Genomic DNA, 23,024 nt, shown 5'->3' with positions numbered 1-23,024 from the left:
GCGGCCGGGGAACCCCGGGTTGCTGCGGATGATCCTGCTGCCCAGGGTACGCGGCTGCCCTAGGGCAGCCGCTCCCGCTCCTTGGAGCGCGGCGCTCCCCCGGTCTCCGGCCGGGGCGAGCCCCACAGGGCACGCCGTATCTCTGCCCGCGTCGCGCGTACCGATTCCCGCGCTGCCCGAAGAGCCGCCCGCACCGACCGGCCGGCGGCCCGCAGCGCGCCGCCCGCCGCCCGCGCGGCGGAGGCCAGCGGACGCCACAGCCAGTCCCGCAGCACCCGTCCCACCGGCGCCAGCACAAACCGCCACAACCCCACGAACGGGACCACCAGCAGCACGTACAGCACCCGTCCGGCGAACCGGAAGACCGCAGCCGTCACCCGGCCCGCCACCCGCCAGGCGACCACCACAGCGCCCGCGATCTCCCGTACGGCCAGCGCGAGGCCCCGTCCGAGAGGTGTGAGCACCCAGCGGTGGAGGGCCAGTGCGGGCACCACGAGCAGATACCGCCCCAGCCACGCCAGCCCGGCGCCGGCCCCGCGCACCACGGCCACCACCGCGTGCCCCAGCGGCGTGAGCACATAGCGGTAGAGCCCCGCGACCGGCGCCACCACCAGCCACCGCCACAGCCAGGCGAGGGTCGCGGCGACACCCCGGCCCAGCGGGGCGAGCACATACCGCCACAGCAGCACCATGGGCAACAGCAGAAGGTGCCGCCCCAGCCAGGCCAGGCCACGGCCCAGGCCGCGCAGCACGGCCAGCACCCCATGGCCGAGCGGCGTGAGGACGTGTGCGTACACCCACGCCAGCGGCACGACGATCAGCACTCGGACGAGGAAGGCGACGGCGACGGAGATCCCGCGCGCCGCCGGCACCACCACATAGCGCCACAGACCGGCCCACGGCCAGACGAAGAGGGCCTTGCCCGTCCAGACCAGCACCAGCCCGATACCGCGGAACAGCGGTGCCAGGACAGCGCGCCACAGCCATCTCGCCGGGGCCACCACGAGGGTGCGCCACAGCCATCCCAGCCCGCGCCCCAGCGGCACCAGCACTCCGCGCCGCACCGCACGCCCCGCCAGCACCAGCCCGTCCCACGCCAGGCGGACGGGCAGCACGAGCACGAACATCACGATCCGCACCGGCAGTCGTACCGCCGCCGTCAGACACCCTTCGGGTTCCTTCGCGCGCGCGGTGGAGCCGTGGCGTGGCTGGTATGCGTTCACGCAGGCGAGGACGGGAGAAGGCGGGGCACCGGTTCGGCGGCCGGTGTGCGGATCCGGTAACGGGCCGGACTGCGGAGCGGCTACTTGTTGACCACGCTCAAGGGCAGCAGCTTCTTGCCCGTCGGGCCGATCTGGATCTCGGTGTCCATCTGCGGGCACACGCCACAGTCGAAGCAGGGGTCCCAGCGGCAGTCGGGGACCTCGGTCTCGTCCAGGGCGTCCTGCCAGTCCTCCCAGAGCCAGTCCTTGTCGAGACCGGAGTCGAGGTGGTCCCAGGGCAGCACTTCCTCGTAGGAGCGCTCGCGGGTGGTGTACCAGTCCACGTCGACGCCGGTGCCGTCCAGCGCCTTGGCCGCGGACTCCATCCACAGGTCGTACGAGAAGAACTCGCGCCAGCCGTCGAACCGGCCGCCGCGCTCGTAGACCTCGCGGATGACCGCGCCGAGGCGGCGGTCGCCGCGGGAGAGCAGGCCCTCGACGATGCCGGGCTTGCCGTCGTGGTAGCGGAAGCCGATGGAGCGGCCGTACTTCTTGTCGCCGCGGATCTTCTCCCGCAACTTGCCGAGCCGGGCGTCCGTCTCCTCGGCGGACAGCTGCGGCGCCCACTGGAAGGGGGTGTGCGGCTTGGGCACGAAGCCGCCAATGGAGACGGTGCAGCGGATGTCGTTGGACTTCGCTACCTCGCGGCCCTTGGCGATGACGCGGGTGGCCATGTCGGCGATCTGGAGCACGTCCTCGTCGGTCTCGGTGGGCAGCCCGCACATGAAGTAGAGCTTCACCTGGCGCCAGCCGTTGCCGTAGGCGGTGGCGACGGTGCGGATCAGGTCCTCCTCGGAGACCATCTTGTTGATGACCTTGCGGATGCGCTCGCTGCCGCCCTCGGGGGCGAAGGTGAGGCCGGAGCGGCGGCCGTTGCGGGTGAGCTCGTTGGCCAGGTCGATGTTGAAGGCGTCCACGCGGGTGGAGGGCAGGGAGAGGCCGACCTTGTCCTCCTCGTAGCGGTCGGCCAGGCCCTTGGCGATGTCGCCGATCTCGCTGTGGTCGGCGGAGGAGAGGGAGAGCAGACCCACTTCCTCGAAGCCGGTGTTCTTCAGCCCCTTGTCGACCATCTCACCGATACCGGTGATGGACCGCTCGCGCACCGGACGCGTGATCATGCCCGCCTGGCAGAAGCGGCAGCCGCGGGTGCAGCCGCGGAAGATCTCCACGGACATCCGCTCGTGCACCGTCTCCGCGAGGGGGACCAGCGGCTGCTTGGGGTAGGGCCACTCGTCCAGGTCCATCACGGTGTGCTTGCTCACCCGCCACGGGACGCCCGAACGGTTGGGCACGACACGGGAGATCCGGCCGTCGGCCAGATACTCGACGTCGTAGAAGCGCGGTACGTACACCCCGCCGGTCTTCGCCAGCCGCAGCAGCAGCTCGTCCCGGCCGCCGGGGCGGCCCTCGGCCTTCCAGGCGCGGATGATCTCGGTGACCTCCAGCACGGCCTGTTCGCCGTCGCCGATCACCGCCACGTCGATGAAGTCCGCGATCGGCTCCGGGTTGAAGGCCGCGTGCCCGCCCGCCATCACGATCGGGTGGTCCTCGGTGCGGTCCTTCGCCTCCATCGGGATGCCGGACAGATCGAGCGCGGTGAGCAGATTGGTGTAGCCCAGCTCGGTGGAGAACGAGACGCCGAGCACGTCGAAGGCGCCGACCGGGCGGTGTGCGTCGACGGTGAACTGCGGGACGTCGTGCTCCCGCATCAGCTGCTCCAGGTCGGGCCAGACGCTGTAGGTGCGCTCGGCCAGCACGCCCTCGCGCTCGTTGAGCACCTCGTAGAGGATCATGACGCCCTGGTTGGGCAGGCCGACCTCGTAGGCGTCCGGGTACATCAGGGCCCAGCGGACGTCCGCAGAGTCCCAGTCCTTGACGGTGGAGTTCAGCTCGCCGCCCACGTACTGGATCGGCTTCTGGACATGCGGGAGGAGGGCCTCAAGCTGGGGGAAGACCGACTCGACGGGCATCACGGGCGCGCTTTCTGGGGGTACCCCCGGCCGGAGGCTGGGGGAGGGGGACAGGGCCAGTCGTCCAGCGTAACGGTTGGCCGCGCATGCCCCGGCGGGCCGCGGCCCCGCCCCCGGGAAGACCGAAGGGGGCGGGACCGCAAGGTTCATACCCCTATCGGCCGCTGCGTCCGGATCGACTGGAGCAGCCCGACCGCGATCCACACCGCGAACATCGACGTACCACCGTAGGAGACGAACGGCAGCGGAAGTCCGGCCACCGGCATGATGCCCAGCGTCATCCCGATGTTCTCGAACGCCTGGAAGGCGAACCAGGCGATCACCCCGGCCGCGATGATCGTGCTGTACAGCTCCGTCGACTCGCGGGCGATCCGGCAGGCGCGCCAGATCAGCACGGCGAGCAGAACGAGGATCAGCCCGCCGCCCACGAAGCCCAGTTCCTCGCCGGCGACCGTGAAGACGAAGTCGGTCTGCTGCTCGGGGACGAACTGCCCGGTCGTCTGCGTGCCCTCGAACAGCCCCTTGCCGGTCAGCCCGCCGGAACCGATGGCGATGCGGGCCTGGTTGGTGTTGTAGCCGACGCCGGCCGGGTCGAGCGCCGGGTTGGCGAAGGCCGCGAACCGGTTGATCTGGTACTCGTCCAGCAGCCCGAGCGCCCACACCAGCACCGCTCCCCCGGCACCCGCCAGGCACAGCCCGATGACCCAGCGGTTGGAGGCGCCGGAGGCGAGCAGCACCGCGAGCACGATGATGACCAGCACCATCACCGAGCCGAGGTCGGGCATGGCCAGGATGACCACTATCGGCAGCGCCGCCAGGCCGAGCGCGTGCAGCACGGTGCGGTGGTCGGGGTGTTCCTGGTCGCCCGCGTCGACCTTGGCGGCGAGCAGCATCGCCATCCCCAGGATCACCGTGATCTTGATGAACTCGGCGGGCTGGACGGTGAATCCGCCGCCCAGGTTCAGCCAGGCCCGGGAGCCGTTGATGGTGGCGCCGAGCGGGGTGAGGACGCAGACGGCGAGCAGCACGGTGATGCCGTAGAGCACCGGTACGGCGCTGCGCAGTCTGCGGTGGCCGAGCCAGACGGTCCCTATCATCAGCGCGATCCCGATACCGAGGCTGATGACGTGCCGCACCAGGAAGTACCGCGGGTCGCCCTGGTTGAGCTCGGTGCGGTTGCGGGTGGCCGAGTAGACCAGCAGCGAACCGATGACCGCCAGCGCGATCCCGGACAGCATGATGACCCAGTCCAGCCGCCACACGATCGAGTCACGCGCGGTCAGCCGGTCCCAGGCCGAGCGGCGACGGGGGCCATAGCCGCCCAGGGCGAACGTCCGGGTGCTCACGGGCGTTCACCTCCGGCGAGTGCGCGGACGTCGCGGACCTGCTGGGCACCGTCCCGGCGGCGCTGCTGCTGTTCGGCTTCGTTGCGTACGGCCTCGGCCTCGCGGCGGGTACGCGGACTCTCCCCGGGCGGCGAGGCCGAGGGGCTCCCGGAGGGCGAGGCGGACGGGCTCTTGGAGGCGTCGGCGGGCTTGTCGCCGGGCTTTTCGGCCTGCTTGTCCCGCTGCGCGACGATGGTGCCGTCCTTGTCGATCTTCGGCAGCTTGGTCTCCGGCTTGGGCAGCAGCGCCTTCTTCTTGTCGATGTCGCCGTCCTTGGTGACGCCGTACATCGCGTCGTAGATCTTGCGCACGGCGGGCCCGGAGGCGCCCGAGCCGGTGCCGCCCTGGGAGATGGTCATCACGACGGTGAAGTCGTCGGTGTAGGTGGCCAGCCAGGAGGTGGTCTGCTTGCCGGCGACCTCCGCCGTACCGGTCTTGGCGCGCATCTTGATCTTGTCCTGGGGCCAGCCCGCCTCACCGAACCGCCAGGCCGCCGTGCCGTGGGTGGCCACGCCCTGGAGGGCCTTGTCCATCTGCGCGAGCGTCTTCTTGCCCAGCGGCAGCTTGCCGTGCGAGTGCGGCTTGATCTCCTTGACCGAGTCGCCGTCCGGGCTGACGACCGCCTTGCCGAGGGTGGGGTCGTAGAGGGTGCCGCCGTTGCCGAGCGCCCCGTAGATGGTGGCCATCTGGATCGGGGTGACGAGAGTGTCGCCCTGCCCGATGGAGTAGTTCACGCTGTCACCGGCTCGCATCTTCATGCCGGAGACGCAGTTCTCCTTGGCGATCCGCTCCGCGTAGCTGGGCCGGCCCTTGGCGTTGTCGGCCTGCTTGCACCAGGCGTCCTTGTTGGCCTCCCAGTAGTTCTTCTTCCACTTGCGGTCCGGGACGCGCCCCTCGACCTCGTTGGGGATGTCGATCCCGGTCTTCTTGCCGAGGCCGAAGTCGTGCGCCGTCCGGTAGAACCAGTCCTTGGCGCCCTTCTTGGGCAGGTTCCCGCCGTCCTTCTTCCACTGCTTGTAGGCCAGGTCGTAGAAGACGGTGTCGCAGGAGACCTCGAGTGCGCGGCCGAGGTTGATGCTGCCGTGGCCCTCGGACTCGAAGTTCTTGAAGACCTGGCCGCCCACCTTGTAGCTCGGCGAGCAGTCGTACCTGCCGTTGAACGGGTAGCCCGCCTTGACGGCGGCCGTGGTGGAGATGACCTTGAAGACGGAACCCGGAGCCGACAGCCCCTGGATGGCGCGGTTCAGCAGCGGGTAGTTGGACTTCTTCCCGGTGAGCTTGGCGTACTCCTTGCCGGAGATGCCGCCGACCCAGGCGTTGGGGTCGTACTCGGGGTTGGAGGCCATGGACACGACCCGGCCGGTCTTGTTCTCCATCACCACGACGGCGCCCGCGTCGGCCTTGTAGTTGCGGCCGGTGTTCTTGTCGAACTCCTTGCGGGCGTCCTTCATCGCCTTGTCGAGCTGCTTCTCGGCCACCGCCTGGACGCGGGCGTCCATCGAGGTGACCAGGTTGGAGCCGGGGCGCGCCTTGTCGCTCTCGGCCTCGCCCATCACCCGGCCGAGGTTGTCGACCTCGTAGCGGGTGACGCCGGAGGAGCCGCGCAGCTGGCTGTCGTAGGAGCGCTCCAGGCCGTTGCGGCCGATCTCGTCGGAGGCGAGGAACGGCGAGTCGGTGTCCTTGGCCTTCTCGATCTCCTCGTCGGTGACGGGCGAGAGGTAGCCGAGGGCCTGCGAGGTGTTGGCCCCGTACGGCGCCGGGTAGCGGCGGACGGCTTCCGGCTCGGCGGTGATCCCGGGGAAGTCCTCGGACCGCTCCCGGATCTGCAGGGCCTGCTGGGGCTTGGCGTCGTCGGTGACCGGGATCGGCTGGTAGGGCGAGCCGTTCCAGCACGGCTGCGGCGTCTTCGCGTCACACAGCCGGACCTTCTCCCTGACGGTCTTGGGCGACATGCCCAGCACCTTGGCGAGCCGTTCCAGCACCGCCTTGCCGTCGTCGTCCTGCTTCATCAGCTCAGTGCGGGAGGCCGAGACCACCAGCCGGGTCTCGTTGTCGGCGATGGGCACACCTCGGGCGTCCAGGATGGAGCCGCGCGTCGCCGGCTCGACGACCTGCTGGACGTGGTTGCCCTTGGCCTCCTTCTGGTACTCGTCGCCGTTGCGGACCTGGAGATACCACAGCCGGCCGCCCAGCGTCAGCAGCAGCGACAGCACCAGGATCTGGATGGCGACCAGCCGAATGGTGACCCGGGAGGAACGGCCGGTCTCAGGAATGTTTGTCACGGCGCGCAGCGCCTCCTTGAGGGGCGGTGGTCGGGCTGGGGGTACCTCCCGGCCGAAGGCTGGGGGAGGGTGGAATTTGTCACAGCCGCTTGACCCCCTTGATCTTGCCCGTCTTGCCGCCGCCGAGGCTCACCGTCTTGTTGCGCGGGGTGCGCTTGCCGGCCTTCAGCCCCTTGCCGCCCTTGCCCGCCTTGCCGAGCAGGCTGCTCCCGGCGGAGGCGCTGAGGCCGGTTCCCGAGGTGAGCCAGCCGTAGGCGCGCATCCCGCCGTCCGCGCTGCCGCCGCCGGGCTCGGTCCCGATCGGGTCCTTCTCACCGCGCCGGGCCAACGACATGATCAGCGGAACGACGAACGGCGCCAGCAGCAGGTCATAGATGGTCGCCGTGATCAGCAGCCCGCTGAGTCCGACCTGGCGGGCCACGGTGTCCCCGACCAGCGCCCCTACCCCCGCGTACAGCAGCGTGGAGCCGATCGCGGCGGAGGCGACGACGAGCATGGGCACGGTTGCCGAGCGGTGCTGCCCGGCCTCCGGCTTGGTCAGCCCGGCGGCGTAGCCGATCAGGCAGAGCACCAGCGCGTAGCGGCCCACGGCGTGGTCGGCCGGCGGGGCGATGTCGGCCAGCAGCCCGGCGCAGAAGCCGACGACGGCGCCTGCGGTGTGGCCGTAGACCAGTGCGAGGCCGAGGACGACGAGCAGCAGCAGGTCCGGCACGGCGCCCGGCAGTTGGAGTCTGGCCAGCACGGTGACCTGGAGCATCAGGGCGACGACCACGAGAGCGGCCGAGAGCAGCATCCGGTTGAGGTACACGTGGATCAGCTCCTGGGCGAGGGCGTACCGCTGGGCGTCTTGGTCACGGTCACCGTGGGGGCGGGCTTGGGCTTCGGGGGCTTCTTGGCCTTGAGGACCTCGTCGCGCGGGTCCTTGCGAGGCGGCTGGACGACGACGCCGACCACATCGAGCCGGGTGAAGCCGACGTAGGGCCGCACCCGCACCGTCCGGGTGAGGTCGCCCCGGTGCCGGTTGACCTTGATGACCTCGCCGACGGGGACGCCCGGCACGAACGGCTTGTCGTTGCTGGAGCCGAAGGTGACCAGCCGGTCGCCCTTCTTCACCCGGGCGTTGCCGTTGAGCAGCTGGACGTTGAGCGCGTTGCCGCCGCGCCCGGCGGCGAAACCCAGCTCGTTGCTCTTCTCCATGCGGGTGCCGACGGTGAAGTCGGGGTCGTTGGCCAGCAGCACGGTGGAGGTCGAGGAGCCGACGGTGGTGAGCCGGCCGACCAGCCCGTCACCGTTGAGGACGGTCATGTCGCGGCGCAGCCCGTCCTCGCGGCCCGCGTCGATGGTGACGGTCCAGGAGAAGCCCTGGGCCGCGCCGATCGCGATGACCTGGGCGCCCTTGACGCCGTAGCCGCCCGCGCCCGCGGTCTTGAGGAGCTTGTCCAGCTCTCTGGCCCGGGACCGGTTGCGGTCGGTGGAGCCGAGCTTCTGCCGCAGCGCGGCGTTCTCCTGCTCCAGCCGGCTGACGCGCTCGTGATGGGCGCCCGAGTCGCGGACGGCGGCGATGGCGTTGCCGACGGGGTCGACCGCCGAGGCCATTCCGTTCTCGACCGGGCCAAGGACGGAGGCGGCTGATCGCCGCGCACCGTCGAGCGGAGACTGCTCGCCCCCTCTGAGGTCCACCGTGATCAGTGCGAACGCGATGGCGATCAGAAGGACGAGCAGCAGCCGGCTTTCTCGTGTGTCCCTCACGTGCGGCGGCCGTGCCTTTCTCTGGGGCAGCCCCGCGTCCACGGGGTGCAGGGCGGCGGCCGCCACAGCGTTCGAACGACCCGCCGCGTGAACGGTCAGTTATTGCGAACAGGCGTATTCGCCGGCTCGGCGCTCAGCGGCGCGGCTGGGCGTCGAGCACTTGCTGGAGCGCCTCGAACTCCTCCACGCACTTGCCGGAACCCAGCGCGACCGAGTCCAGCGGGTCCTCCGCGATGTGGATGGGCATCCCCGTCTCGCGGCGAAGGCGCTCGTCCAGGCCGCGCAGCAGGGCGCCGCCACCGGTGAGCACGATGCCGCGGTCCATCACATCGCCGGACAGCTCCGGCGGGCACTTGTCGAGGGTGGTCTTGACCGCGTCGACGATCGCGTTGACCGGCTCCTCGATGGCCCTTCGGACCTCGGCCGCGGAGATCACCACGGTCTTGGGGAGCCCGCTGACCAGGTCACGGCCGCGGATCTCGGTGTGCTCGTCCTTGTCCAGGTCGTGCGCCGAACCAATGGTGATCTTGATGCTCTCGGCGGTGCGCTCGCCGAGCAGCAGGCTGTACTCCTTCTTGATGTGCTGGATGATCGCGTTGTCGAGCTCGTCGCCCGCGACCCGGATCGACTGTGCGGTGACGATGCCGCCGAGCGAGATCACGGCGACCTCGGTGGTGCCGCCGCCGATGTCCACCACCATGTTGCCGGTGGCCTCGTGGACCGGCAGACCGGAGCCGATCGCCGCGGCCATCGGCTCCTCGATGATGTGCACCTGGCGGGCGCCCGCCTGGGTGGACGCCTCGATGACCGCGCGCCGCTCGACACCGGTGATCCCGGAGGGCACGCACACCACCACACGGGGCCGGGCGAGATAGCGCCGCTTGTGGATCTTCAGGATGAAGTAGCGGAGCATCCGCTCGGTGATCTCGAAGTCGGCGATGACGCCGTCCTTCAACGGCCTTACGGCAACGATGTTGCCAGGGGTGCGGCCGATCATCTTCTTCGCCTCGGCGCCGACCGCCAGGATTCCGCCTGTGTTGGTGTTGATCGCGACGACGGACGGCTCGTTGAGGACGATCCCGCGACCCCTGACGTACACCAGCGTGTTGGCGGTCCCGAGGTCGACAGCCATATCACGGCCGATGAACGACATGTTGGTTCCCATGGATGCGTCTGGCCTTCCAAGTGGGGCGATGTGGTGTGCGGCTACGGAAGGAGGTGGAGTACCGCGCAAGCATGCTCAAAGCGCGAGGCTTCCATCGTAGACGCGCTTGCTCGAACACGTGGAGACGGTTCCTCCGCCATTGTCGGCGGAAGTCCGAACGGCCACCGTAATGGTGACGTCGTGTCGGAGCCGAGCCCCGGTCCATTCCGCCACAGGCGGCCGATTCGGCGTCGAAGGAGGTCGAGCCCGGACGAGCTCAGGAAAAGCTGGGGAAGAAAATTTTCATCTCCCGCTGCGCGGACTCCTCCGAGTCCGAGGCGTGAATCAGGTTCTCCCGCACGATGGTGCCGAAATCGCCGCGTACGGAGCCGGGAGCAGCAGCGATCGGGTCGGTGGGGCCCGCCAGTGCCCGGATGCCTTCGATCACCCGTTCGCCCTCGACCACCATGACGACGGACGGCCCCGAGGCCATGAACTCCACCAGCGGCTCGTAGAACGGGCGGCCCTCGTGCTCCGCGTAGTGCTGCTCCAGCGTGGCCCGATCCAGCGTACGCAGCTCCATGGCCGCGATGGACCAGCCCGCCTTGCGCTCGATACGGCCGATGATCTCGCCTACCAGGCCACGTCGGACCGCATCGGGCTTGAGGAGGACGAGGGTGCGCTGGCTCATGTGTGCGGCTCCTTGGCTGGGCTCGTACGGTGACCAGAGGTTACCTGCGGCCCACGGATGCGGTGACGCCGGGGATCACTTTCCGCCGCCACCTTGCACCGTCTCGCAGCGCTTAGGCGTCACTTATCAGCCATTTATGCGCCACTTCCGCCATCAGCCCGCGGATTCCGCTCCCGCGGCAGGTTCGGCAGCGGCCGCGAAGCGGGCTTTCGCCTCGTCGATCTTCTTGCCGAAGTGCACCGAAGCCCACCACAGCCCACCGAAACAGGCGCCCAGGAAGAACATCGCGGGAACCACGAATCCACTCGCGATCAGCGCGATCTGCAGCACCCAGCCGAGCTGTACGCCACCCGGACGGGTGAGGACGCCACACAGCAGCAGGCACAGCGCCATGGCGATTCCGCTGACTGTCCAGACGGTGCCCGCCGAAAGGTCACTCGTTCGCATTGCGACCAATCCGGCGAAACCGATGACGAAGAACTCGCCGATCAGCGTGGACGCACACAGCGTTCGCATCTAACGCCTCCCTCCCAGCAGCAGCCGGGCCTCGCCGACCGTGATGACCGAGCCGGTGACCAGCACGCCGGCCCCCGCGTACTCACCCTCCTCCTCGGCGAGGGTGACCGCCTCCTCCAGCGCCGCGTCCAGCCGGGGCTCCACCTGGACCCGCTCGTCTCCGAAGACCTCGACGGCGACGGCGGCCAACTCGTCCACGTCCATGGCGCGGTGGCTGGAGTTCCGGGTGACCACGATCTCCGCGAAGATCGGCTCGAACGCCTCCAGCAGTCCCCGCACATCCTTGCCGTCGCTGGTCCCGACGACGCCGATCAGCCGGCTGAAGTCGAAAGCCTCGCTGATGGCCGCCGCGGTGGCCTGCGCCCCGCCGGGGTTGTGCGCGGCGTCCAGCAGCACCGACGGGCTGGTCCGCACCAGCTCCAGCCGGCCGGGCGAGGAGACCGAGGCGAACGCCTGCCGCACCACATCGATGTCGAGGGTGCGGGCCTGCTGCTGGCCGATACCGAAGAACGCCTCCACGGCGGCGAGCGCCACACAGGCGTTGTGCGCCATATGGGCACCGTGCAGCGGCAGGAAGACGTCCGGGTACTCACCGCCGAGACCGCGCAGCGTGAGCTGCTGGCCGCCGACGGCCAGCTGCCGGGAGACGACGCCGAACTCCATGCCCTCGCGGGCGACCGTGGCGTCCACCTCGACGGCCTTCTTCAGCACCACCGAGGCGGCCTCCACCGGCTGCTGTGCCAGCACCACGGTGGCGTCCGGCTTGACGATGCCGGACTTCTCCTGGGCGATCCGCTCCGGCGTGTCGCCGAGCCGGTCGGTGTGGTCCAGGGAGATGGGGGTGATGACGGCGACGTCCGCGTCGATCACGTTGGTCGCATCCCAGGTGCCGCCCATCCCGACCTCGACGACGGCCACGTCCACCGGCGCGTCCGCGAACGCGGCGAACGCCATGCCGGTGAGCACCTCGAAGAAGGAGAGCCGGTACTCCTGCTGGGCATCGACCATCTCGATGTACGGCTCGATGTCCCGGTACGTCTCGATGAAACGCTCGGCGGAGACGGGCGCGCCGTCGATGCTGATGCGCTCGGTGACCGACTGGACGTGCGGCGAGCTGTAGCGCCCGGTGCGCAGCTCGAAGGCGCCGAGCAGCGCTTCGATCATGCGGGCCGTGGTGGTCTTGCCGTTGGTGCCGGTGATGTGGATGGACGGGTAGGAGCGCTGCGGCTCGCCCAGCACGTCCACCAGTGCGGCGATGCGCTGCACCGAGGGGTCCAGCTTGGTCTCGCCCCAGCGGGTGGCCAGCTTCTCCTCCACCTCGCGCAGCGCCCGGTCCAGCTCGGGGTCCTCGGGCCGGCTGGGCACCACGTCCGGCTGCGGGGGTCCGGCCTGGGCCCGCAGGGTGCGGCTGCCCGCCTCGATCACTGCGAGGTCGGGGTCGCGGTCGGTCTCCTCCCCGACGATCTCCTCGAACGAGGAGGGCTCGGGCGAATCGGGCTCGGGCTCGTGGGGCTGGGGCGTGTCGCTCACGACGCCCAGTCTACGGAAGAGCCTCCGCCGGTTGGGCCGCCGACCATTCCCGCCGCAACGGCGACCGACCACATACGGCGTGCTGGGGGTGCCCCCTGCTCGCAGAGCTTGGGGGAGGTGCCCAACCAGCTCAGGCCGGTTCGGCACCGCCGGTCACCTTGGACGTGGTGCTCGCCGTCGCGGCGGGAAAGAATCAGAGCCGGTCCAACTGCTGCTGCAGCCGCTCGATGTCGGCCTCCGCTGCAGTCTTGCGGGTCCGGATCTTCTCGACCACATGATCCGGGGCCTTCGCCAGGAACGCCTCATTGGAGAGCTTCGCTCCGGTCTGCGCCAGTTCCTTCTCCGCGGCGGCCAAATCCTTGGCCAGCCGCTTGCGTTCGGCCTCCACGTCGATCGCGCCCGACAGGTCGAGGCTGACCGTCGCGCCCGCGACCGGCAGCGAGGCCGTGGCCTGGAAGTCCTCCCCCGCGGGCTGGAGCCGCAGCAGCTGCCGGACGGCGTCCTCGTGGGCCACCAGCGGGGTGCCGTCCAGGTCGAGCCGGGCCGGGACCTTCTGGCCCGGCTGGAGGCCCTGGTCGGCGCGGAAGCGGCGCACCTCGGTGACCGCCTGCTGCACCACGGCGATCTCCTGCTCGGCAGCCGCGTCGCGGAAGCCGGAGTCCTTCGGCCAGTCCGCGACGACGACGGACTCGCCGCCGGTCAGCGTCGTCCACAGCGTCTCGGTGACGAACGGGACGACCGGGTGCAGCAGCCGCAGCGTCACGTCCAGGACCTCGCCCAGCACGCGGCGGGAGACCTCGGCGGGCCTGCCGCCCTTGGCGAAGATGGTCTTGGACAGCTCGACGTACCAGTCGAAGACCTCGTCCCAGGCGAAGTGCCGCAGCGCGTCGGAGAGCTTGGCGAACTGATAGTCGTCGTAATAGCCGTCGACCTCGGCCAGCACCTCGTTCAGCCGGGAGAGGATCCAGCGGTCGGTGGCGGCCATCTCGGACGCGTCCGGCAGCGGGCCGTCGACCGTGGCGCCGTTCATCAGCGCGAAGCGGGTGGCGTTCCACAGCTTGTTGGCGAAGTTGCGGGACGCCTTGACCCAGTCCTCGCCGATCGGCACGTCGGTGCCGGGGTTGGCGCCGGAGGCGAGGGTGAAGCGGAGCGCGTCGGAGCCGTAGGCGTCCATCCAGTCCAGCGGGTCGACGACGTTGCCGAAGGACTTGGACATCTTCTTGCCGTGCTCGTCGCGGACGAGGCCGGTCAGCGCGATGGTGTGGAAGGGCGGCTCCTCCATCACGTACATACCGAACATCATCATCCGCGCGACCCAGAAGAAGATGATGTCGTAGCCGGTGACCAGGACGTCGGTGCCGTAGAACTTCTCCAGGTCCGGGGTCTGGTCGGGCCAGCCCAGGGTGGAGAAGGGCCACAGGCCGGAGGAGAACCAGGTGTCCAGGACGTCCGGGTCCTGGTGCCAGCCCTCGCCGGTGGGAGGCTCCTCGTCGGGGCCGACGCAGACGACCTCGCCTTCGGGGCCGTACCAGACGGGAATGCGGTGGCCCCACCACAGCTGGCGGGAGATCGTCCAGTCGTGCATGTTGTCGACCCAGTCGAAGTACCGGGACGACATGTCGGCGGGGTGGATCCGGACGCGGCCGTCGCGCACGGCGTCACCGGCGGCCTGGGCGAGCGGGGCGACCTTGACCCACCACTGCATGGACAGCCGCGGCTCGATGGTCGTCTTGCAGCGGGAGCAGTGCCCGACGCTGTGCACGTAGGGGCGCTTCTCCTGCAGGACGCGGCCCTGCTCGCGCAGCGCGGCCACGATGGCCGAGCGGGCCTCGAAGCGGTCCAGGCCTTGGTAGGGGCCGTGTGCGGTGATGACGCCGCGCTCGTCCATCACCGTGAGCATGGGCAGCCCGTGGCGGCGGCCGATCTCGAAGTCGTTCGGGTCGTGCGCCGGGGTGACCTTGACCTGGCCTGTGCCGAACTCGGGGTCGACGTGGCTGTCGGCGACGACGGGGATGGAGCGGTCGGTCAGCGGCAGCTTGATCAGCTTGCCGATCAGGTGCTGATACCGCTCGTCGTCCGGGTGGACGGCGATGGCGGTGTCGCCCAGCATCGTCTCGGCGCGGGTGGTGGCGACGACGACGGTGTCTTCGCCCTCGCCGTACTTGAGCTGGACCAGCTCGCCGTCGTCCTCCTGATACTCCACCTCGATGTCGGAGATGGCGGTCAGACAGCGCGGGCACCAGTTGATGATCCGCTCGGCGCGGTAGATCAGCCCGTCGTCGTACATCTTCTTGAAGACGGTCTGGACGGCGCGCGAGAGGCCCTCGTCCATGGTGAAGCGCTGGCGGGACCAGTCGACGCCGTCGCCGAGGCGCCGCATCTGGCCGAGGATCTTGCCGCCGTACTCCTCCTTCCAGCGCCACACCCGCTCGACGAACGCCTCCCGGCCGAGGTCCTGCCGGGACTTGCCCTCCTCGCCGAGCTGCTGTTCGACCTTGTTCTGGGTGGCGATGCCCGCGTGGTCCATGCCGGGCAGCCACAGCGCCTCGTAGCCCTGCATCCGCTTGCGGCGGGTGAGGGCGTCCATGAGGGTGTGCTGGAACGCGTGCCCGAGGTGGAGAGATCCTGTGACGTTCGGGGGCGGGATGACGATGGTGTACGGCTGCTTGCCGCTCTTGGGGTCCGCCTCGAAGTAGCCCCGCTCCACCCAGCGCTCGTACAGCTTCCCCTCTACCTCGGCCGGCGCGTACTGGGTCGGCAGGTCTGCGGGAATGGCGCTGTTCGGCCCGTTGATCTCCGGGCTCTGCTGAGTGTTGTCGGTCACGACGGCCAGTGTACGGGCGCCAATGTCCCGGTCTCGAATCGGTTTGAGGACCGGTGCAGCGCTTGTCGGAGCTATCCGTCACTATAAGCGGAGCGCATTCGACTACTTGTTCACGGAGGGGAAGCGCCGCTCATGAGTAACAACCAGCCCGGCCCTTACGGCCAACAGCCAGGGCAGCCCGGGCCGTACGGCCAGCAGCCGGGCCCGTACGGGCAGCCCCCGCAGCAGGGCGGCCCCAACCCGTACGGCGGCGCCCCCGGCCAGCCCGGTTACGGCTACCCGCAGCAGGGCGCACCGCAGCAGCCCCCGGGACCGCCGCAGCAGGGTTACGGCTACCCGCAGCAGGGCGGCCCCGGCATGCCCGGCCAGCCGGGCCCCTACGGTCAGCCCGGCCCGCCGATGCCCCCGCAGGGCGGCGGCGGCAAGGGCAAGACGATCGGGATCGTCGTCGGCGCCCTGGTGGTTGTGGCCGCCGTCATAGGCGGCGTCGTCCTCTTCACCGGAGGGGACGACGACGAGGGCGGCGGAGGCGGCGGCAAGGGCGGCGGCTCCAAGGTCGCCGACGACGGCAAGAGGTACAAGCTGATCACCCCCGCCACGGTCGCCGGCGAGTACGACAAGAAGCCGGGCTCGGAGAACAGCTCTTCCGGGGGCTTCAGCGAGTCCGACAAGCAGAAGTTCGAGCAGTTCGGCGTCAAGGACCCCAAGAACGTCAACGCCGCCTACAAGAGCGGCACCGGACTCGACACCAAGCAGCTCAACTTCGGTGGCGTCTACGGCGAGATCGAGAACCCCGAGGCCGTCGTCAACGCCGCACTGCTGATGGTGGCCAAGGAGGCCAAGGAGGACCCCAGCACGGGCGGCGGCGGCAAGGCCGAACTGGACGGCGAGCCGCAGGAGGTCAAGCCGAGCGGGCTCGGCGACGACGCGGTGATGAAGTGCCAGAAGGTCAAGTACAGCGCGCCTCCCGGTGACACCTCCGGCATCAAGGGCTTCACGATGCCGTTCTGCATGTGGGGCGACCACAGCACCATCGGCTTCGTGGTGACCGCCTCCTCGGCCGACGTGCTCAGCGGCAAGGACACCCCGGTCTCCGAGGCCGGCGAGACGACCGCCAAGGTCCGCAAGGACGTGCGCGTCCCGATCAACTGACGCCGGCCGCCCCGCGGGGCGTGCGGTAGTGCCGCGCAGCGAGCGATCCTCGACGGCGCCCGGCCGGACTCGGCCGGGCGCCGTCGGCGCTCGAACCGCAGGGCCGCGGCGGATCACAGCGGGCCGCAGCTGAAGCAAGCGGAACATAAGCGGGCAACTCGCCGAGAATTTTTCACGATTAGGTTCCCAGCCGGCTCCGATTCGGCGCCCGGTGCGGCGCTCTCGTCGTGCATCCGTCAAGATGTCCGAGCGCGTTCAAGCACATCCACGGAGGGGAAGCGCCACCATGAGCCACAACCAGCCAGGCCCGTACGGTCAGCAAGGACCGTACGGCCAGCAGCCGCAGCAGCCGGGCCAGCCCGGTCCTTACGGTGGCGCTCAGGGCCAGCCGCAGCAGCCTGGCTACGGCTACCCGCAGCAGGGCCAGCCGCAGCAGCCCGGTTACGGCTACCCGCAGCAGGGCCAGCCGCCGCAGGGCGGGGCCCCGTACGGTCAGCCGGGACAGCCGGGTCAGCCGGGTCAGCCGCACCCCGGTATGCCGATGCCGCCGCAGGGCGGCGGGGGCAAGGGCAAGACCATCGGCCTCGTCGTCGGCGCCCTGGTCGTCGTCGGCGCGATCGTCGGCGGTCTGTTCATGTTCGGTGTGATCGGCGGGAGCGAGTACAAGCTGACGACGCCGGACACGGTGGCGAGCGACTACAAGATCCAGGGCGAGGGCAAGACCTTCAACGGCAAGAAGGGCTCGTTCGGCCAGAGCGAGGACAAGATCCCCGGCATGACGGCCGACAAGGGCGTCGGGGCCAAGTACACCTCCGGGTCCAAGCAGCTCCAGTTCCAGGGTGCTTGGGGCTCGGTCGACGACCCCGAGAAGGCTGTCGACTGGGTCATGGACGAGGTGGGCAAGAGCGCGGGCTCCAGCGGCAAGACCGGTGAGGTCAAGGACGTCTCCCCGTCCGGCTTCGACGGCGACACGATGAAGTGCCAGACCCTCTCGGCCATGGGCCGGAAGGCCGACCTGTGCGTCTGGGCCGACGGCAGCACGCTGGGCGAGGTCGTCCTGATGGACCCGGCCGGCGGCAGCGGCGGCGACCTCGACAAGGCCGCCGAGACGACCGCGCAGGTCTTCAAGGACTCCCGCGTCGAGAAGTGAGCCGACGATGACCCAGCCTCCCGGACCTTCCGGGCCCTACGGGGCGGGTGGGTACGGGCAGCAGCCACCGGGTCCCGGAGGCGGTCCCTATGGACCGCCGCAGGGGCCCGGTTTCGGCGCTCCCGGCCCCTACGGCGGCTGGCCGCCCGCTCCCCCACCGCGCCGCCGCGGACTGAGCTCGGGCGCCATCACGGCCATCGTGCTCGGCAGCCTGGCGGCGGTCGGTGTGGTGCTGTTCGCCCTGGCGGCGCTGGTACGCGCCGGGCAGCCGCAGGGCACCGAGAAGATCGCCTTCCCCTCCACCCTGGAGGACGGGAAGTACCACCGCATGGACGGCAACGCCCAGGTGGAGGCGCAGGAACGGCAGCTGCAGGACAAGCTGCCCAGCAACGGAACCGCCAAGGTCGCCACCTACTCGGCCAGTTCGTCGGGCGATCCCACGGCGGGCGGCCTGGCCATCGCCGGCGCGTACGGCGACATCGACGTCTCCTCCGCCAAGATGCGCGACGACATGCTGGACGGCATGCGGCAGAGCCAGAGCGGCGAGGTCGTCGGAGGGCGCCGGGAGTTCACCCCGGGCTCGGGCGAGGTGGAGGTCTCCTGCCAGCTGACACGGATCGCCCAGGGCAGCACCGCGGTGTACGCGCCCGCCTGTGCCTGGGCCGATCACTCCACGGCGGCCACCGTGCTGGAGATCGACCTCGCCAACACCTCGCCGGGCGATGTCGACTTGGAGGAGTTCGCGAGCGTCACGGCGCGGGTCAAGGACAAGGTGACGATGCCCAAGTAGTACCGCGGCAGCCGGCCTACCCGGCAACGCGAAGGCCCGCCCCCGCTTTCCGGGGGCGGGCCTTCGCCGCAGTCAGGAGAGGCTCTCAGGCGCTCTTCTCGTGCCGCTGCTGCTCGCCGTTGCCCCGGGCGCGGGGCACCAGGGTCGGGTTCACGTTGGAGTGCACGACCTCCTCGGTGATCACCACGCGCTCGACGTCCTTGCGGGACGGCACCTCGTACATCACCGACTGGAGGACCTCCTCCATGATGGCGCGCAGGCCGCGGGCGCCGGTGCCGCGCAGGATGGCCTGGTCGGCGATGGCCTCCAGCGCGGGGCGGTCGAAGTCCAGCTCCACGCCGTCGAGTTCGAAGAGCCGCTGGTACTGCTTGACGAGCGCGTTCCTGGGCTCCATGAGGATCTGCAGCAGCGCCTCGCGGTCGAGGTTGTGCACCGAGGTGATGACCGGAAGGCGGCCGATGAACTCGGGGATCATCCCGAACTTCACCAGGTCCTCCGGCATGACCTCCTCGAACTGGTTGGTCGCCTCGATCTCCCGCTTGGAGCGGATGTCGGCGCCGAAGCCGATCCCCTTGGCACCGGCCCGGGACTCGATGATCTTCTCCAGCCCGGCGAAGGCACCGCCCACGATGAACAGCACGTTCGTCGTGTCGATCTGGATGAACTCCTGGTGCGGGTGCTTGCGCCCGCCCTGCGGCGGCACCGAGGCCGTGGTGCCCTCCAGGATCTTCAGCAGCGCCTGCTGCACACCCTCGCCGGAGACGTCCCGGGTGATGGAGGGGTTCTCGCTCTTCCGGGCCACCTTGTCGATCTCGTCAATGTAGATGATCCCGGTCTCGGCCTTCTTGACGTCGTAGTCGGCCGCCTGGATGAGCTTCAGCAGGATGTTCTCGACGTCCTCGCCGACATAGCCCGCCTCGGTGAGCGCCGTGGCGTCCGCGATGGCGAAGGGAACGTTCAGCATCCGGGCGAGGGTCTGGGCCAGCAGCGTCTTGCCGGATCCCGTGGGGCCCAGCAGCAGGATGTTGGACTTGGACAGCTCGATGCCGTCGTCCCTGCCCTGGCCGTTCTCGCCCGCCTGCACCCGCTTGTAGTGGTTGTAGACGGCCACCGAGAGGGCCTTCTTGGCGGCTTCCTGGCCGACGACGTAGCCCTCCAGGAACTCATAGATCTCCCGGGGCTTGGGCAGCTCGTCCCAGCGGACCTCGGAGGACTCGGCGAGCTCCTCCTCAATGATCTCGTTGCAGAGATCGATGCACTCGTCACAGATGTACACACCTGGACCCGCGATGAGCTTCTTCACCTGCTTCTGGCTCTTGCCGCAGAACGAGCACTTGAGCAGATCGCCGCCATCACCGATGCGTGCCACGAGGAGCTTCCCCTTCGCCTGGGATCCGTCAGGGATACGGACCGAGGTACGTGCTCTCCGACGGTACCTTGCCCGGCCGCCGGAATGGGCCCCCCTTGGAACGACCCGACCGACAGTTGTACCGCCGGAGCCGGTCGCGCCAAGGGGGCACGGGTCGTACGTGCTAGCCCGTCAGAGTCCGACGGAGGTCTTCCGGGTGGAGACGATCTGGTCGATCAGGCCGTACTCCAGCGACTCCTCAGCGGTGAGGATCTTGTCGCGCTCGATGTCCTGCGAGATGATCTCGCGCTCCTTGGTGGAGTGCTTGTGCAACATCTCCTCCAGCTGCTCGCGCATCCGCTGGATCTCGTTGGCCGCGATCTCCAGGTCGGAGACCTGACCGCGCCCCGTCTCGCTGTAGGGCTGGTGGATCAGGATACGGGCGTTGGGCAGCGCCATCCGCTTGCCGGGCGTGCCCGCGGCCAGCAGCACGGCGGCCGCGGAGGCCGCCTGCCCCATGCAGACCGTCTGGATGTCGGGCTTGACGAACTGCATCGTGTCGTAGATCGCGGTCAGCGCCGTGAAGGAGCCGCCCGGCGAGTTGATGTAGACCGAGATGTCGCGGTCGGGGTCCATTGACTCCAGGCACAGCAGCTGCGCCATGACGTCGTTGGCCGAGGCGTCGTCGATCTGCACACCGAGAAAGATCACGCGCTCTTCGAAGAGCTTCGCGTACGGGTCGTACTCCCGCACGCCCTGCGAGGTGCGCTCGACGAAGCGCGGCACGACGTAGCGGGACTCGGGCGCGATGCCGGTGAACTCGGCCCGGGGAACCGGGGGAAATTCGGCGAATGAGGTCATCGGGAGGTTCTCCTGGAGATGAGCTGGTGGCTGCGGTAGGGGCGTGTGCCGTACGGCGCTGTGGCGGGGCTCACGCGCCCGTGCCGCCACCGCCGGGGAGCTGCGCGGCGTTGCCGTAGACCTCGTCGATGAGGCCGTACTCGCGCGCCTCCTCGGCGGTGAACCAGCGGTCGCGGTCCGCGTCGCGGGTCCACTGCTCGACGGTCTGACCGCTGTGTGCGGCTGACAGCTCCGCCAGCCTCTTCTTGGTGCGCAGCAGCTGCTCGGCGTGGATCTTGATGTCGGTGGCCGAGCCCGCCAGGCCCGCCGAGGGCTGGTGGATCAGGATGTCGGCGTTCGGCAGCGCGAAACGCTTGCCGGGCGTGCCCGCGGTCAGCAGGAACTGCCCCATGGAGGCGGCCAGGCCCATGGCGATGGTGACGACATCGTTCTTGATGTACTGCATGGTGTCGTAGATCGCCATGCCCGCCTGGACCGAACCACCCGGGCTGTTGATGTACAGGAAGATGTCCTTGTCCGGGTCGGCGGCAAGGAGCAGAAGCTGGGCGGTGATCTTGTTGGCGATATCGTCGTCCACCGGCTGGCCGAGGAAAATGATGCGCTCGTCGAGCAGCCGGTTGTAGACCTGGTCGCCGAGGCCACCACCGAAGTTGGGCTCGCCGGCGGCGGAAGGCATCGGAAGCGTCACGTGTCCACCTGCTCGTGTCCGGACGGCCACGCGAAGCTGGCCGTCACTGGGGTCTTCGTCTACTGGGGACCCTAACGCGCCGGTCGTCGGCCGCCATCCCGAGCCGAGCGCATTTCGCTGTGAGCGCAGGTGCCCCGTACGGCCACCGACGTCGCGGTCAACAGCCGAACGGGGGGCGCCCGGGCGTGCACTCGCGCGCCCCGGCGCCCCCCGTTCGTGGGTCAGGCGGGCCGGATCAGCTCTCGGCCTTGTCGCCGGCGTCCGCGGCCTTCTCGGCCGTCTCGGCGCCCTCGGCAGCGGCCTCCGTGCCGGCGGCCTCGGCAGCCTCGTCCTCGGTGGCCTCGTCCTCGTCGCTCAGGTCGACGACCTCGCCGTTGGTGTCCTTGACGGTCACGGCCTCGACCACGGTGGCCAGGGCCTTGCCGCGGGCAACCTCGCCGACGAGGACCGGCACCTGGCCGCCCTCGACCACGGCCTGCGCGAACTGGTCGGGGCTCATACCGGAGGACTGCGCACGGCGCATCAGGTGCTCGGTCAGCTCTTCCTGGCTGACGTTGAGCTTCTCCTTGCTGACCAGCTCGTCGAGGACGAACTGGGTGCGGATGCCCTTCTCCGCCTGCTCCTTGAGCTCGGCGTCGAACTCTTCCTCGCTCTTGTCCTGCATCTTCAGGTACGAGCCGAGGTCCAGGCCGAGCTGGGCGAGCTGGTGGTTGACCAGGTTGTGCTTACGGCTCTCGATCTCGTCCGCGAGCAGCTTCTCGGGCACGGGGACCTCGGCGAGCTCCAGGAGGGCGTCGAGCACCTTCTCCTGGGCCTGGGTGGCCTGCTCGTGCTTCTTCTGGTCGGTCAGCCGCTTGCGGCTGTCCTCGCGGAGCTCCTCGAGCGTGTCGAACTCGCTGGCCAGCTGGGCGAACTCGTCGTCCAGCTCGGGCAGTTCGCGAGCGGAGACGGTCTCGACGGTGACGGAGACCTCGGCCTCGCGGCCGGCGCCGGAGCCGCCCTTCAGCTCGGAGGTGAAGGTGGCGGTGCCGCCGGCCTCCAGCCCGGTGACGGCCTCGTCGATGCCGTCGAGCAGCTCACCGGAGCCGATGGTGTAGTCGACGCCCTTGGCGACGCCGTCCTCCAGGACCTCGCCGTCGATCCGGGCCTCCAGGTCGACCTTGACGACGTCGCCCTCGGCGGCCGGGCGCTCGACGACCGAGGTCGAGGCGAAGCGCTCGCGCAGCTGCTCGACGGCAGCGTCGACGTCCTCGTCGGAGACCTCGGCCGCCTCGACCTCGACCTCGATGCCGGAGTAGTCCGGGATCTCGATCTCGGGGCGGACGTCCACCTCGGCGGTGAAGGCCAGCAGCTCGTTGTCCTTCAGCTCCGTGATGTCCACCTCGGGCTGGCCGAGCACGTTGAGCTCGCCCTCCTCGACGGCGGACTGGTAGAGCTTCGGAAGCGCGTCGTTGACGGCCTCCTCCAGGACGGCACCGCGGCCGAAGCGCTGGTCGATCAGGCGCGCAGGGATCTTGCCCTTACGGAACCCGGGCACGGTGACCTGCTGGTTGATCTTCTTGTACGCCGCGTCGAGGCTGTCCTTGAGCTCCTCGAAGGGCACCTCGACAGTGAGCCGAACCCGGGTGGGGTTCAGAGTCTCCACGGCGCTCTTCACGGTCGGTCTCCTTGGGGCTGGCATT

Annotated in this window: 18 protein-coding genes; 3 read left to right on the top strand and 15 right to left on the bottom strand. The window is 69.6% G+C overall.

Features of this window, described 5'->3' with window-relative positions:
* Positions 1–59: 59 nt before the first annotated feature.
* The 11 genes from ITI46_RS08415 to ITI46_RS08365 form a co-directional block, all read right to left on the bottom strand.
* On the bottom strand, positions 60–1,223 hold the full coding sequence (locus ITI46_RS08415) for a hypothetical protein (protein ID WP_209238800.1): 1,164 nt from the start codon (positions 1,221–1,223) through the stop codon (positions 60–62).
* Between the two features lie 80 nt (positions 1,224–1,303).
* On the bottom strand, positions 1,304–3,232 hold the full coding sequence (locus ITI46_RS08410; RefSeq protein ID WP_209238799.1) for a TIGR03960 family B12-binding radical SAM protein: 1,929 nt from the start codon (positions 3,230–3,232) through the stop codon (positions 1,304–1,306).
* 146 nt (positions 3,233–3,378) lie between these two features.
* Complete coding sequence (gene rodA, locus ITI46_RS08405; RefSeq protein WP_209238798.1) at positions 3,379–4,578, bottom strand: rod shape-determining protein RodA; 1,200 nt, start codon at positions 4,576–4,578, stop codon at positions 3,379–3,381.
* The gene (gene mrdA, locus ITI46_RS08400) at positions 4,575–6,899 is read right to left on the bottom strand and encodes a penicillin-binding protein 2 (protein WP_209238797.1); all 2,325 of its coding nucleotides are present in this window, start codon (positions 6,897–6,899) and stop codon (positions 4,575–4,577) included. The genes rodA and mrdA overlap by 4 nt, the downstream gene beginning before the upstream one ends.
* 79 nt (positions 6,900–6,978) lie before the next feature.
* Entirely contained in the window at positions 6,979–7,707 is a 729-nt protein-coding gene (mreD, locus tag ITI46_RS08395; RefSeq protein WP_209238796.1) for a rod shape-determining protein MreD, read from the bottom strand.
* A gap of 5 nt (positions 7,708–7,712) precedes the next feature.
* Entirely contained in the window at positions 7,713–8,648 is a 936-nt protein-coding gene (gene mreC / locus ITI46_RS08390) for a rod shape-determining protein MreC (protein WP_209238795.1), read from the bottom strand.
* A 133-nt stretch (positions 8,649–8,781) separates the two neighbouring features.
* Positions 8,782–9,801: a rod shape-determining protein gene (locus ITI46_RS08385; protein ID WP_026004902.1), complete on the bottom strand. Its 1,020-nt coding sequence runs from the start codon at positions 9,799–9,801 to the stop codon at positions 8,782–8,784.
* A gap of 268 nt (positions 9,802–10,069) precedes the next feature.
* Positions 10,070–10,483 carry a nucleoside-diphosphate kinase gene (ndk, locus tag ITI46_RS08380; protein WP_209238794.1) on the bottom strand — a complete coding sequence of 138 codons (414 nt, stop codon included), beginning with the start codon at positions 10,481–10,483 and terminating at the stop codon, positions 10,070–10,072.
* Between the two features lie 153 nt (positions 10,484–10,636).
* On the bottom strand, positions 10,637–10,999 hold the full coding sequence (locus ITI46_RS08375) for a DUF4233 domain-containing protein (protein ID WP_209238793.1): 363 nt from the start codon (positions 10,997–10,999) through the stop codon (positions 10,637–10,639).
* Positions 11,000–12,529, bottom strand: coding sequence for a bifunctional tetrahydrofolate synthase/dihydrofolate synthase (folC, locus tag ITI46_RS08370; RefSeq protein WP_209238792.1), 1,530 nt, complete (start codon positions 12,527–12,529; stop codon positions 11,000–11,002).
* Between the two features lie 193 nt (positions 12,530–12,722).
* Positions 12,723–15,353 (bottom strand): valine--tRNA ligase, encoded by a 2,631-nt coding sequence (locus ITI46_RS08365; protein WP_209238791.1) that lies wholly within the window; start codon positions 15,351–15,353, stop codon positions 12,723–12,725.
* Between the two features lie 132 nt (positions 15,354–15,485).
* On the opposite strand from ITI46_RS08365, the gene ITI46_RS08360 reads away from it, so the two are divergent.
* The 3 genes from ITI46_RS08360 (at position 15,486) to ITI46_RS08350 (ending at position 18,445) form a co-directional block, all read left to right on the top strand.
* Positions 15,486–16,505 carry a hypothetical protein gene (locus tag ITI46_RS08360; protein WP_209238790.1) on the top strand — a complete coding sequence of 340 codons (1,020 nt, stop codon included), beginning with the start codon at positions 15,486–15,488 and terminating at the stop codon, positions 16,503–16,505.
* Positions 16,506–16,791: 286 nt separating this feature from the next.
* Positions 16,792–17,655 (top strand): hypothetical protein, encoded by an 864-nt coding sequence (locus ITI46_RS08355; RefSeq protein ID WP_209238789.1) that lies wholly within the window; start codon positions 16,792–16,794, stop codon positions 17,653–17,655.
* A gap of 7 nt (positions 17,656–17,662) precedes the next feature.
* On the top strand, positions 17,663–18,445 hold the full coding sequence (locus ITI46_RS08350; protein ID WP_209238788.1) for a hypothetical protein: 783 nt from the start codon (positions 17,663–17,665) through the stop codon (positions 18,443–18,445).
* Positions 18,446–18,530: 85 nt separating this feature from the next.
* Here ITI46_RS08350 and clpX read toward each other — a convergent pair whose 3' ends face one another.
* From clpX to tig, 4 genes are all read right to left on the bottom strand, one after another.
* Positions 18,531–19,814 carry an ATP-dependent Clp protease ATP-binding subunit ClpX gene (gene clpX, locus ITI46_RS08345; RefSeq protein ID WP_209238787.1) on the bottom strand — a complete coding sequence of 428 codons (1,284 nt, stop codon included), beginning with the start codon at positions 19,812–19,814 and terminating at the stop codon, positions 18,531–18,533.
* A 171-nt stretch (positions 19,815–19,985) separates the two neighbouring features.
* Complete coding sequence (locus tag ITI46_RS08340) at positions 19,986–20,654, bottom strand: ATP-dependent Clp protease proteolytic subunit (protein WP_209238786.1); 669 nt, start codon at positions 20,652–20,654, stop codon at positions 19,986–19,988.
* 70 nt (positions 20,655–20,724) lie between these two features.
* Positions 20,725–21,330, bottom strand: a complete 606-nt coding sequence (locus tag ITI46_RS08335; protein WP_209238803.1) for an ATP-dependent Clp protease proteolytic subunit — start codon at positions 21,328–21,330, stop codon at positions 20,725–20,727.
* Between the two features lie 247 nt (positions 21,331–21,577).
* Positions 21,578–22,999: a trigger factor gene (tig, locus tag ITI46_RS08330; RefSeq protein ID WP_209238785.1), complete on the bottom strand. Its 1,422-nt coding sequence runs from the start codon at positions 22,997–22,999 to the stop codon at positions 21,578–21,580.
* Positions 23,000–23,024: the final 25 nt, after the last annotated feature.

It is taken from the genome of Streptomyces oryzae (assembly GCF_017676365.1).
Taxonomy (GTDB): domain Bacteria; phylum Actinomycetota; class Actinomycetes; order Streptomycetales; family Streptomycetaceae; genus Streptomyces; species Streptomyces oryzae.
The sequence above is the reverse complement of the archived record's forward strand: the minus strand, read 5'-3'. Positions and strand labels throughout refer to the sequence as shown.

Coding starts and splice junctions, on each gene's coding strand:
- ITI46_RS08385 (WP_026004902.1), bottom strand. CDS start 9,801: ATGTCGTTCATCGGCCGTGATATGGCTGTCGACCTCGGGACCGCCAAC.
- ITI46_RS08335 (WP_209238803.1), bottom strand. CDS start 21,330: ATGCCTTCCGCCGCCGGCGAGCCCAACTTCGGTGGTGGCCTCGGCGAC.
- ITI46_RS08355 (WP_209238789.1), top strand. CDS start 16,792: ATGAGCCACAACCAGCCAGGCCCGTACGGTCAGCAAGGACCGTACGGC.
- ITI46_RS08350 (WP_209238788.1), top strand. CDS start 17,663: ATGACCCAGCCTCCCGGACCTTCCGGGCCCTACGGGGCGGGTGGGTAC.
- ITI46_RS08375 (WP_209238793.1), bottom strand. CDS start 10,999: ATGCGAACGCTGTGTGCGTCCACGCTGATCGGCGAGTTCTTCGTCATC.
- ndk (WP_209238794.1), bottom strand. CDS start 10,483: ATGAGCCAGCGCACCCTCGTCCTCCTCAAGCCCGATGCGGTCCGACGT.
- ITI46_RS08410 (WP_209238799.1), bottom strand. CDS start 3,232: ATGCCCGTCGAGTCGGTCTTCCCCCAGCTTGAGGCCCTCCTCCCGCAT.
- ITI46_RS08340 (WP_209238786.1), bottom strand. CDS start 20,654: ATGACCTCATTCGCCGAATTTCCCCCGGTTCCCCGGGCCGAGTTCACC.
- ITI46_RS08360 (WP_209238790.1), top strand. CDS start 15,486: ATGAGTAACAACCAGCCCGGCCCTTACGGCCAACAGCCAGGGCAGCCC.